Origin of the sequence: Myxococcus sp. AM010 (genome assembly GCF_013372585.1) — a bacterium.
Taxonomy (GTDB): domain Bacteria; phylum Myxococcota; class Myxococcia; order Myxococcales; family Myxococcaceae; genus Myxococcus; species Myxococcus vastator.
The window spans coordinates 1-431 of the sequence record NZ_JABXEO010000243.1; the positions used below are offsets into that span (position 1 = coordinate 1).

Below are 431 nucleotides of genomic sequence, written 5' to 3' on the forward strand. Positions count from 1 at the left end.
CAGATCGCGCGGCAGGCCTACCAGACGCTGGAGTGTGCGGGCATGGCGCGCGTGGATGTGTTCCTCACCGCAGACGGCGAGATCGTCATCAACGAGGTCAACACGCTGCCGGGCTTCACCCGCATCAGCATGTACCCGAAGTTGTGGGGCGCCAGCGGTGTTGACTACACCACGCTGATCACGCGCCTGATCGAACTGGCGTTGGAACGCCATGAGGCCGATCGCGGGCTGCAGAGCGCTGTGTAACGTGGTGATCGCCCGCAGAGTCGAGCATGGCTCGACTCTGCGGAAAGCGATGCCGGCCAGCGGCCGGCACTACCGGCTAGCCTCGCTTGCGGAACATCGAGATCACCGCAAGGATCAGGAACACCACGAACAGGATCCAGGCGATGTTCGTTGCGGCGCCGGCGATACCGGAGAAACCCAGAACG

General features: G+C 63.8%; 1 protein-coding gene and 1 pseudogene. One reads left to right on the forward strand and one right to left on the reverse strand.

The window, feature by feature from the left end:
* A pseudogene (locus HV826_RS36515) lies at nt 1–246 on the forward strand (hypothetical protein); the annotation flags it as partial.
* Between the two features lie 76 nt (nt 247–322).
* Here the strand turns inward: HV826_RS36515 and HV826_RS36520 are convergent.
* On the reverse strand, nt 323–431 hold a 109-nt coding region (locus HV826_RS36520; RefSeq protein ID WP_176421588.1), incomplete at its 5' end, for a DUF1328 domain-containing protein.